The 10,684-nt window shown below is 32.9% G+C and carries 9 protein-coding genes, 7 tRNA genes and 1 rRNA gene; 2 read left to right on the forward strand and 15 right to left on the reverse strand.

The features are described from left to right. Nucleotides 1–6: 6 nt before the first annotated feature. From HMPREF9333_RS11585 to HMPREF9333_RS11600, 4 genes are read right to left on the reverse strand one after another with little or no spacing between them, the layout of a single operon-like run. On the reverse strand, nucleotides 7–603 hold the full coding sequence (locus HMPREF9333_RS11585) for a nucleoside/nucleotide kinase family protein (protein WP_005542281.1): 597 nt from the start codon (nucleotides 601–603) through the stop codon (nucleotides 7–9). A 1-nt stretch (nucleotide 604) separates the two neighbouring features. Further along, the gene (locus HMPREF9333_RS11590; RefSeq protein WP_005542282.1) at nucleotides 605–952 is read right to left on the reverse strand and encodes a hypothetical protein; all 348 of its coding nucleotides are present in this window, start codon (nucleotides 950–952) and stop codon (nucleotides 605–607) included. Next, nucleotides 927–2,105: an aminotransferase class I/II-fold pyridoxal phosphate-dependent enzyme gene (locus HMPREF9333_RS11595; protein ID WP_005542283.1), complete on the reverse strand. Its 1,179-nt coding sequence runs from the start codon at nucleotides 2,103–2,105 to the stop codon at nucleotides 927–929. The genes HMPREF9333_RS11590 and HMPREF9333_RS11595 overlap by 26 nt, the downstream gene beginning before the upstream one ends. Before the next feature lie 25 nt (nucleotides 2,106–2,130). Then, on the reverse strand, nucleotides 2,131–4,977 hold the full coding sequence (locus tag HMPREF9333_RS11600; RefSeq protein ID WP_040883109.1) for a hypothetical protein: 2,847 nt from the start codon (nucleotides 4,975–4,977) through the stop codon (nucleotides 2,131–2,133). 462 nt (nucleotides 4,978–5,439) lie between these two features. Here HMPREF9333_RS11600 and HMPREF9333_RS11605 point away from each other — a divergent pair, with 462 nt between their 5' ends. Beyond that, the gene (locus tag HMPREF9333_RS11605; RefSeq protein ID WP_005542285.1) at nucleotides 5,440–5,853 is read left to right on the forward strand and encodes a hypothetical protein; all 414 of its coding nucleotides are present in this window, start codon (nucleotides 5,440–5,442) and stop codon (nucleotides 5,851–5,853) included. 420 nt (nucleotides 5,854–6,273) lie between these two features. After that, nucleotides 6,274–6,612, forward strand: a complete 339-nt coding sequence (locus tag HMPREF9333_RS12370; protein WP_156797344.1) for a helix-turn-helix domain-containing protein — start codon at nucleotides 6,274–6,276, stop codon at nucleotides 6,610–6,612. A gap of 97 nt (nucleotides 6,613–6,709) precedes the next feature. Here the strand turns inward: HMPREF9333_RS12370 and HMPREF9333_RS11615 are convergent, their stop codons facing one another. The 11 genes from HMPREF9333_RS11615 to HMPREF9333_RS11665 form a co-directional block, all read right to left on the reverse strand. After that, nucleotides 6,710–6,964: an alpha/beta fold hydrolase gene (locus HMPREF9333_RS11615; RefSeq protein WP_005542287.1), complete on the reverse strand. Its 255-nt coding sequence runs from the start codon at nucleotides 6,962–6,964 to the stop codon at nucleotides 6,710–6,712. A gap of 31 nt (nucleotides 6,965–6,995) precedes the next feature. Next, nucleotides 6,996–7,736 (reverse strand): DNA alkylation repair protein, encoded by a 741-nt coding sequence (locus tag HMPREF9333_RS11620; protein ID WP_005542288.1) that lies wholly within the window; start codon nucleotides 7,734–7,736, stop codon nucleotides 6,996–6,998. Nucleotides 7,737–7,959: 223 nt separating this feature from the next. Beyond that, nucleotides 7,960–8,937: a hypothetical protein gene (locus HMPREF9333_RS11625; RefSeq protein WP_005542290.1), complete on the reverse strand. Its 978-nt coding sequence runs from the start codon at nucleotides 8,935–8,937 to the stop codon at nucleotides 7,960–7,962. Between the two features lie 436 nt (nucleotides 8,938–9,373). Further along, nucleotides 9,374–9,446 (reverse strand) — tRNA-Lys (locus HMPREF9333_RS11630). Nucleotides 9,447–9,458: 12 nt separating this feature from the next. Further along, nucleotides 9,459–9,531 (reverse strand) — tRNA-Phe (locus tag HMPREF9333_RS11635). Nucleotides 9,532–9,543: 12 nt separating this feature from the next. Beyond that, nucleotides 9,544–9,617: transfer RNA gene (locus HMPREF9333_RS11640), tRNA-Met, on the reverse strand. A 31-nt stretch (nucleotides 9,618–9,648) separates the two neighbouring features. Beyond that, nucleotides 9,649–9,730: transfer RNA gene (locus tag HMPREF9333_RS11645), tRNA-Tyr, on the reverse strand. 48 nt (nucleotides 9,731–9,778) lie between these two features. After that, nucleotides 9,779–9,851: transfer RNA gene (locus tag HMPREF9333_RS11650), tRNA-Thr, on the reverse strand. A 71-nt stretch (nucleotides 9,852–9,922) separates the two neighbouring features. Next, a tRNA-Val gene (locus HMPREF9333_RS11655) sits at nucleotides 9,923–9,995 on the reverse strand. Nucleotides 9,996–10,044: 49 nt separating this feature from the next. Further along, a tRNA-Asp gene (locus tag HMPREF9333_RS11660) sits at nucleotides 10,045–10,118 on the reverse strand. A gap of 69 nt (nucleotides 10,119–10,187) precedes the next feature. Further along, a 23S ribosomal RNA gene (locus HMPREF9333_RS11665) occupies nucleotides 10,188–10,684 on the reverse strand; the annotation flags it as partial.

Consider the following 10,684-nt stretch of genomic DNA (forward strand, 5'->3'; position numbering starts at 1 on the left):
TTATATTTATTCATCAATATACTTAGTTGACTGCAGAACTTTTTTTATTTTTTTAAAGCATTTTTCAAGCTCATTATTCTCATATACTTCATCTATGCCTACCTGTTCTAGTCTCTCCGGGGAAAAATCAGCCTCATCAGCAAGAAAACGTCTGCATAACTCGGCATATCCGGGATTGCTTTGAAGTTTTTCTCTTTCAAGTGCTCTTGTAAGACGTATACCGGGATCAAGATCTATATATATAGGGATTACATTTTTTCTTCCGAAATATTCAATTAAATTCTTATATGAATCAATTGTTCCTATCAGTATATAATCTCTATCCTTAAGATCTATCTGCCCGTCATCAATCGTGGCATAAACCCACTCTCCGTATATGGTATTATAAACTCTTTTTTCAATAACTTTTCCTTCCTTTTCAAATTCCAGCAATTTTTCCATATTTATAAAATAATACTGTTTTCCATGTATCTCATCGTTTCTTTTAGGTCTTGTAGTATAAAGTATTATGCTTTTAATTTCAGGATATTCTGTAATAATTTTATTACATATAGTATCCTTGCCCGAAGCACTCTTTCCCATTATACAATATATTCTACCCATCTTATATACCTACTATATTTGAACCGCTTTTTATATACAGCTCAATTTTCTTTATTATTTTTGCATCAATATAGCTGCCGGGAATAACAAGAGGAATCCCCGGCGGATATGCATATATATATTCCTTTGCTCTGCTGCCTTTTAGAGTATAAAGTTTTTTAAGTTTATTATCAATAGAATCTGTATCAGTTTTTTTAATATCATTTATAATATCTGAACTGTTTTTATTATCTATATAATTTCCACAATCTAAATCATATATCGAGTCTGATATATTTAAATTACAGTGCTGCAATTTTTTACCTATCAGCTCATCAAGCTTTTTAAGTGCAAAAAAAAAGTCTGTCAAATCCCTTCCGGGTATCACCGGCTCCTATAAGAGCAAGTGCATAAGCCTCACATGACATTTCAAGTTCTATTTTATGATATTTTTTTAAATATTTTTTTATATCATTTCCATTTATACCGAGATTTTCAACAGCTGATTTATCTCGAATTACTATTATTAATTTTGTTATATCATATTTATATATTTTTTTTTCATATTCAACAATATCCAAAGGATTTAATACTTTCAGGTATTGAAATTTATCCGCTTTTTCTCTAAAGTCTTTCTGCCATTTAAAAACAGATAAAATATCATTTTTTGCATCTTCATCCATGTATCTGACTGCCAGATCAATTGCAGACATAAGTATATATGATGGAGAAGTGCTTGAAAACACCTTTAAATAATATTTTACCCTTTCATGATCCGCTAAAGATGATTTTATATGTATAAGTGCCGTCTGAGTAGGTGCCGGCAGAGTTTTATGCAAACTTTGTATAACTATATCCGCACCCAGTTTAAGTGCGGAGTCCGTTCCGCTTCCCGCATATCTGCTAAAAAAATTCAGGTGAGCGCCATGTGCTTCATCAACTATAAGAGGAATATTATATTTATGTACTTCCTGTGCAATTTCTGAAATATCTGATATTATACCCTCGTAAGTGGGTGATGTTATATAAACTGCATGTGGAGTTTTTTTAAATCTTTTTTTTAATTCTTCTATATTTTTTACAATATCTTCCGTTTTTACAGAAGCATATATTTCATGCGGAGATATTTTTTCAGGTTTTATGAATACAGGATATGCCCTGCAAAGCTCAACTGCATAATATGCACTTATATGCGAGTTTGCAGCCATAATTATATAATCTTCGGCAGTGCAGCAGGCATTTATAGCCGCCAGAACTCCTGCACTGCTTCCGTTTATAATAAAATATGTTTTATCTGAACCGTAAACCTCAGCCGCATGCTCCATTGCTTCCTTTATAATGCCTTTTGCATTATAAAGTTCATCTGTACCGTCAACTTCAGTCAGATCAAAACTGTATATGTCCTGCATAGCTGTTTTTATGGATTCGGGAATATTTCTTTTATGTCCCGGCATATGAAAAGGATAATTTCCTTGATTTATATATTTTTTAAGTTTATATATAAGACTTTCATCCAAATTCATAAACTTAAACCTTTCTTTTTAATATTTATTTGATTTTTATTCTTCGTCTTTTATCAAGTATAAAAGATGAAGAAGCATCTACAATAAATTGATTCCCGTCCTCCGACATACTGCCGTGATTCCTGTAGCAGTATATATTATCTCCTTCAACAGCTACAAATACAAGACTTTCGGTTTCTTTTGCAGAACCTGATATCCTTGCAGTTTCATCAATTATATTTATATCATTATCTTTTCCTATAATTATAATTCTTGTATAAGGACTTTTCTTTCCTAAAGGAGCATATTCCGCATATATTTCACCATATTCCGGATAATAATACATATTTTTTATTTCTCCTTCTATATTTTCCCCTACACTTTCTTTTTTTCCTGTATTTATATCAAGTCTATATATTTTAGTATGTATTTTTCCATTGTATTCAAACGGTTCGCTGTAATATAACAAACTATCTTTCATACATACCGCACCTATTCCCCCGGATACATTTAAAAATACGCTTCCGTCGGAATTATATATATTATATATATCTGAAGCTTCAAATCTGAATTCTTTTTCACCTGATCTAAGAGGAGCCGGTCTTACAGAACTTATTATACCGTTTTCTATTATGTAATCGCAGCCTCCGACAATCTTAGTTTCTCCCTTTGCAGGATTTATAATCCTTCCAATCCCGTCCACTAAGCTGTACAGTCCCTGATTAATTATTATATGATATTTTTCCGATATATTTTCGCCATTTTCAAGTGCTGCAAATACCTGTATTTTTCCATCTTTTGAATACCATATATTATCACCTATAACTATATATCCGTCTACTTTATCAGTTATCAGCTCCACTGCATGACTTGTATTATTTATTCTCATAAGTTCAGGCGGAGAATCTCTATCATTTTCCTTAATGTGCAGAAAATATATCCATTCACTTCCATAAGCTACTGAATCCATTACAATATTTTTTGAAAAAGCTTCAGCACCTATATCTCTAAAAACACTTGCAACTGCAGTATTTTTGTTTTCAGGTACGGATTTTAATTTTATAGATGTTAATACTCCGCTATCATCAAATGTACATGTCTGACTTCCTATCAGTTTTTTACCTGTAACCATGCAACTTGTATCGTCAAAATAATAAAGCTTGCCGCCTTCTTCAAGCCATTCTTCAAGCATAAAGCGACCGTCAGCCCTCATGTATTTTTTGCCTTCAATACCATCAATCCATGGGCTTGATCCCCTGTTTTCAAAAAGCTGTTTTGAAATATCGAGCCACTGCTTAGACGGTTTTTCAAATATATCTGAAGCAAATGTATGGATTGATTCATCCTCCTTTACCACATCAACTATATATATAATAATTGCTATGGCTACACCGGTTGCAAAAACAGCGGCAAACAATCTGAAAAAAGACGGAAATTGTACTCCATAATCTTCTTCATTATATATATCATCAATATCCTCATCATATACATTTTCTAAGTTTTCCAAGTCAAGTATTGTATTATGTCTGAGTTCATTCTCAAGTCTGCTTTCGATCTTTTTGCCTTCATTAATATCAGACTGATTTATATCCGTGTGCTTTATATCCTTTTTTTCTATATTACCTTCTATGTCATCTTCTAAATCATATTTTTTTATAAAATTTATATCTGTATTTTTATCAGCTGTATTTTTAGAAATTTCCTCATTATTATCTGACTGTGGTTTTAAATTTTTATCCGGCAGCACCTTTTTATGCAATATTTCTTCATTAAGCTTTTTCTCATAAAGTATTTCTTCCTGTAATATATCCTCCTGAGTTTCTTCTTGAATAATGATATTATTATCAGCAATTAACCTATGAACAGTATTATTTTCTAATCTAATATTTTCAGACAGGTTTTTCTCTGAAGAATTACTTTCTGATACATTATTTTCCAAAAATTTGTTGTCTAAAGGTTCATTTTCTGCAGGTTCAGATATATTCTCCTCTTTTACATATTCTCCTTTTTCTAAATCCTGCTTTTTATAAATTGTTTCATTTAACTCAGTATCTCTTACAACCTCTAAATTTGTATTATAGGTAGCATTTATATCACTTTCAATATCTTTATCCTCATATTTTTTGCTGCCCTCATCTCCCTGAATATTATTTGCACCTTTATATTTACGTCTGTTTTTACGTCTTTGCTTTTTTCTTTCTTTTTTTTCAGCAACAGATAATCTGTTTTTAATATTTAATTCATATTTACTTTTAGACTTGATTTCAGCCGTATGATTACTGTCTGTATCCTTATCTGACTCACTTTTACCCTGTTCGTAGTTAAAATCATTAATATCTTCAAAACTGCCATTATTATGATTCTGAATACTCTCAGTTTTATCCGTATCTTTAATAATACCGGATTTTTCTTCAACATTATTCTTATCTCTGTGCTTAAAAAGGATATCGTCCTGTGAGGTATATTCTGCTCTGTATCTTTTAAGTTTTCTTGTCTTCCTTACAGGTTTCACATCATCTTCAATATCAAAAATCCCGAGTTCTTCTTCAATATCTATAAGGACGGCTGCCGCTTTTTCTTCAAGCCTTCCATAATTTGAATCGGTGTTCAAAAAATCATTTACCTGAGATATTCCCCTTTTTCTTGCAAGGTCTTTTATAATTACTCTTATCCATAATTTAATTATATTGGCATCAGGTATTGAAAGTGCTCTTTTCCATACTTGAATATATACTTCAAAAAGGATATTCCATACTTCATCCTCATCATTGATAAAGCTTGTTATATCAGAATATGTATCCCTGTAAGTAAGCAGATACAGATTCTCGAGCCCCTCAACCTCCCTATTTCTTATCTTTTCTGCTGCCTCACCCAGTTTTTCTAAATTAATCAATGTCTGCTCCCGGATACTTCATCCCCTATTTATGAAATATCCTGTATTAATTATTAATATATAAATTGTTCTTTAATAAATCACTGAATCTCCCGCCTTTTTCATCCTTTACAGCTTACCCCTATAAATAATATTATAGTATTACATTTTAGCCATGATTTATGCAGGTGTTATACAGGTATTAGTTTCCATTCTTCGGGCATATTTCCCTACTGTTTTTATAGGAATTCAGCAGGTTTTTAAGTATAATATTTGTAATTTCTGCTTCTGAATTCTTTATATATATGTATAGCATATATATGTCATAATGTCCATATTTACAGCAATTATTTAAAAAATTCCATTATTTTCCATTGCATTTTTATTCTTTTAGTGATATTATAGCAATGTTATATATTTTAATGGTATCATGCCTGTTGCAGGATATGCCGATTAGTACAAAAAACATAGGAGATATTACCGATGAGTGAAAACATTGATAAAGCAGCAGCAAAAAGTGATCAGAATAGTATAGGAAATGTAATAAGAATTATTGATGAGTTTTCCCTTATAATTAATGTGGGAAGAAGTAAAATCAATAAAGGAGATATAGTTCAGGTTTATGAAAACTGCGGTACAATTTATGATATAGACGGTACTAAACTCTCAGACTATGAATTTGTTAAAGATGAACTTGTAGTAAGCGAAGTACATGAGAAGTATGCAATATGCAAAAATCATAAACATAAAAATATAGCGCCGCTTGCACTCCAACTTCCGCCTCAGCTTGTTCCAACACTGTCGCAGGAGCCTTTAAATATAGACTACAATGAGATAAATCCTTTTACCCCGACAGATGTACTTGTTCATGTAGGTGATACTGTAAAACTCGTTTAGTTTTAAAGTATTTGTTCGTTGCATCACGCACAGATGTTGTTTATATATGTGGTTTGTAGATTACTTTGTTTTAGCTCTATATGCAGCGGCAGTATCTTATATATAACAAAAGTTATTTCCGTGTGTAAGTTATACTTACTTGCATGCTTTGTTTTGTTGACCTTTTATCTCACAAGTAAGCTTATAGCCCGATGAGGCTTTAGTGTTCTTGTGAGATTTTTTATTTAACATAATTATGTCATATCTTATACAAATCAGGCGAAGAGTCGGAAACTGAGTGTTCTTGTAGAACTTTTATTTAGCATAATTACGTTAAACTGTATATTAATTTTTTACAACTGCTATATGTTGTTTTTGACAACGTAATATAGTTTTAACTTACTACATAAAATTGTTAGAATATACATTGAGGTGAGTCAATTGAAGAATTTAAAACTACTAAGAGAAAAGGCAAATATGTCCCAATCCCAGCTTGCATCCATAGTTCATGTATCGCAGCAGACTATCTGTAAATACGAACATGGTGAAAGTGAAGCAGGCTATGAAACATTAACTAAGATAAGCAATATATTTGATGTGCCGATTGAATTTCTTGTTAATGATGAAATTAGTATTGATAAGTATGACAGCGATAATCATCCTGTGATACTTACAGATATGGAGGAGGAATGTCTGAAATTATTTAGGCATCTTGAGCCTTCATCAAAAAAACTTATACTTGAGCTGTGTAGGAGGCTTGACCCTAAAGAAAACCTGTAATACACCGTCAAAGTTTTGACCGGAAATATCTATACTTATTAATAATAAATAAATTTTATATATGGGAATAATTTGCCCAAGGGCGGAATATACTGATTTACAGTGTATTTCGCCCTTTATCTACTGCATATACCTGAAAATTTTGTGATAAGGGTATAAGTACTTTTTTATAACTCTCCCACATACCTATCTGAGCAGGGATCAACAACAAAGCCGGTCCATTTTTAGGACCAGCTATATAGTTCAATTTAACATTTCCTGTATCATAAGTCCTCTCTGAAAAACCGGCATTAATTAATTTCTGATTAGATAATTTTCCAGATAAGTATTCATATGGATTTTTGTAATTCATTAAACATCCTCCTACAGTATTTATAAAAAATTTATTCCATCTTTATATTTCTGGAACCGTGTTTTATAATCCATTCGCACTCTTTACTTATATTATCCGTTTTCCATGTATTAACTATAAAATAAAATTTGTCTTTATCTTCTTTGTACAAATCATTTAAGTTGTTTGCTACACTTTTTTGTATATACTTGTCTTTGTCATCTTTCAAATTACTCAGAATTTCAAAGTACTCATCAAAATATTCAAGAGCGGCAAAGAGTTTTTTTGCCCAAGGTAGCCTTATCCTCAAACACTCACTCGAAAGTCTTCTAACTCTCTCATGTTCATCCTTACTCCAAGTTTTTAATATTTTAAAGGATCTGGCAGGATATTTTTTAATCAAAGGTCTCATACAGTATTCCGAAGTAAATCTTTTTGTAAGTTCTTTACTAAAATCTATGCTCGCCTCAAAATATTCATCGCCATAAATCTCAACATATTTTCCAATAGGCCACAACCACCATCCTTCTGTAAATGCCCCGCTATTTCCTCTTAATTCTTTACCTAAAATCTTCCCAAAAATTATAAGTACCTTTTCATACTCTATATCAAAGGCTTTATATAAGGCTTTAGCTATCAGTTCCTGCCTTTGATTAAATTCTAAATCTTCTATTTTACTTTTAGTTAATTCCAAAAATTTTTTCTTATTAAAATTGCTCGTTAAAGCTGAAAGTTTAGCAGCCAGTTCTTCTAAATAAGAAATATCATAATAATCTTTTACTTTCTTAGCCATTGTCTCTTAATACCGCCAATATTAATTTAACCTTAATCTCAATCTCATTTAAGTCAGAATTACCTATATGGGAAACATTTACTGCAGATCTATTTAATCCACCTAAAATAAAGCTTCCTTTCTACTAAAACAAGACTTTTATTATTCTTTAATCAATCTAATATTTTTCTGCACATACACTATCTCCTGTGCCATCACTTTTATTGTCTAACTATACTGATTTTCAATCGTAAAATATATTCAACACGCCATTTATATATTCAGGTGCATATTGTATACGACATTTGAACATACCATTCTCTGAATATATATCCAAATAATTCAGCTTAGCTTCGGAATCAGAAGAAAAATTTCCCGGGAAAAATACATAGTATGAATTAATATGATAATATACCCTATTATTATCCGTTATACCATGAGGTTCTCCGTATAAATTTACTATATCTGCATATGTATATTCATCATTTAATTCAAAAAATTGTCTTGTCTGTATTTTTATTTTTTTCGCATTTAAAACAATTTTTTTATCAATAAAAAGTTTCTTTATATATTTAGTACTGTTAAATTCATCTTCCATATACATAATTAAGCGCTCATTATTTCCAGAATTATCCTCTACCCTAAACATAAAAACCGGGTTTTCATCTGAATATCCAAACGTATAAGTTTCAAAAAAAGCCAGACCTTCTATCTCATAATACCATCTGATAATCCCGGAACCTGTAGATCCTGTAAAATCTCCTATCTCCCGCTTCACATCTGTAAAAGTTGTATCGTAACGAATATTATCGATAAAATATTCCAAACTCAGATTTTTATTAGTTTCCATCCTTACATCACGAATAACCTTCCCATTCTTTTTATATACTACTTCCCCTAATTTAGGACCATAGTCTAAATAATGAGCTGGTAAAACCATAAGCTCTACCTCTATACCATTCTCTAAAACATATACAAACTTACTATGTTCGGAATCTTCATATTTATATCCTTCCCCCAGTACTAATATTACTTCACAAATTGGCTCTCCAATCATAGACTCAAACCTATGTTTTGTTGAGTCATCAATTTCATACATATTATTTTTTTTATACACCAATATTGCTATAAATAGTACTAGCAATACACCTAGTGATATTATTTTTATATTCTTTTTATTTAAATAATTATTTTTTCCTGATTTAATAAAATTCCAAATCATGTATATCTCCTTTTTTTCTTTTAAACATCTTCAGAATTTTTAACTTCTATAAATATTAATCAGTTTATACAAACTTGTATCAATATATCCAATTATCTAAACGTACATAAATATACAAATATACGACTGTTTTGATGATTTATTAATCCATAAGTATTAGCTGATATTCTTAATATTTTTTCAGAGTATCATAAAATTTTTACACTGTCAATATAGTTTATACATTTATAATAGTGTATCATTAAACCAAACATGAAAATCTCCCAAATATAACATATTATATCAACTGCTTAAAAGTACAGATGGATTATTTTAGTGAAAGTCGCAAACAGATTGCTCAGATAGATTATATATTCACCTTAATATATAGATGCTTTATAATCAAAAAACAGCTTAAACAAGCCAAAAAGCGCCTATCTAAGCTGTTTTAATTAAATGAGACACCCGGGACTCGAACCCGGGACAACTTGATTAAAAGTCAAGTGCTCTACCACCTGAGCTAGTATCCCATACATTATAAATGCCTTGGACCGGAATCGAACCAGTGACACGAGGATTTTCAGTCCTCTGCTCTACCAACTGAGCTACCAAGGCTAAAACTGTAGATTGCGGGAACAGGATTTGAACCTGTGACCTTCGGGTTATGAGCCCGACGAGCTTCCAGACTGCTCCACCCCGCGTTAATATAAACTTTTGTTGTTATAACAAAAATGGGGGAAGATGGATTCGAACCACCGAAGGCAGTGCCAGCAGATTTACAGTCTGTCCCCTTTGGCCTCTCGGGAATTCCCCCATAATCCTATTATGCAGATTACCATTATAAAATATATATGATAATCAAAGCCGATAATCGGACTCGAACCGATAACCTGCTGATTACAAATCAGCTGCTCTGCCAATTGAGCCATATCGGCACAACACAATATATCTAACTTTTTACAAATCCCAACTATATAATGTAAAACACAAAATACAGTTTGAGAAGTGGGACCTATAGGGCTCGAACCTATGACCCTCTGCTTGTAAGGCAGATGCTCTCCCAGCTGAGCTAAGATCCCATGTTTCCAAGTAAATATACTATATTTTCAAACTTTAGTCAAGTATAAACGACCCAGATCGGACTCGAACCGACGACCTCCGCCGTGACAGGGCGGCGCTCTAACCAACTGAGCCACTGGGCCAAACTAACTTAAGTTTTATCCCCGTACCCTCAAAACCGCATATCAGACAAAATCCACATGCTCCAGCCTCTGGTTAAACCCTCGACCTATTAGTAACGCCTGGCTTAGTACATTGCTGCACTTACACCTGCGTCCTATCAACCTCGTAGTCTTCAAGGGGTCTTAACGCTTACGCGCGGGAGGTCTCATCTTAGGGGGGGCTTCACGCTTAGATGCTTTCAGCGTTTATCCCTTCCCGACTTGGCTTCCCTGCCATGGGGTTGCTCCCCAACAGGCATACCAGCGGTCGGTCCGTCCCGGTCCTCTCGTACTAGGAACGGCTCCCCTCAAACTTCCTGCGCCCACGCCGGATAGGGACCGAACTGTCTCACGACGTTCTGAACCCAGCTCGCGTACCGCTTTAATGGGCGAACAGCCCAACCCTTGGGACCTGCTACAGCCCCGGGATGCGATGAGCCGACATCGAGGTGCCAAACCACTCCGTCGATGTGAACTCTTGGGAGTGATAAGCCTGTTATCCCCAGGGTAGCTTTTATCCGTTGAGCGATGGCAATCCCACTTTCTGC

The sequence above is a fragment of the Johnsonella ignava ATCC 51276 genome (genome assembly GCF_000235445.1).
Classification (GTDB): Bacteria; Bacillota; Clostridia; order Lachnospirales; family Lachnospiraceae; genus Johnsonella; species Johnsonella ignava.

Coding starts and splice junctions, on each gene's coding strand:
- HMPREF9333_RS11595 (WP_005542283.1), bottom strand. CDS start 2,105: ATGAATTTGGATGAAAGTCTTATATATAAACTTAAAAAATATATAAAT.
- HMPREF9333_RS11585 (WP_005542281.1), bottom strand. CDS start 603: ATGGGTAGAATATATTGTATAATGGGAAAGAGTGCTTCGGGCAAGGAT.
- HMPREF9333_RS11620 (WP_005542288.1), bottom strand. CDS start 7,736: ATGGCTAAGAAAGTAAAAGATTATTATGATATTTCTTATTTAGAAGAA.
- HMPREF9333_RS11605 (WP_005542285.1), top strand. CDS start 5,440: ATGAGTGAAAACATTGATAAAGCAGCAGCAAAAAGTGATCAGAATAGT.
- HMPREF9333_RS11625 (WP_005542290.1), bottom strand. CDS start 8,937: ATGATTTGGAATTTTATTAAATCAGGAAAAAATAATTATTTAAATAAA.
- HMPREF9333_RS11615 (WP_005542287.1), bottom strand. CDS start 6,964: ATGAATTACAAAAATCCATATGAATACTTATCTGGAAAATTATCTAAT.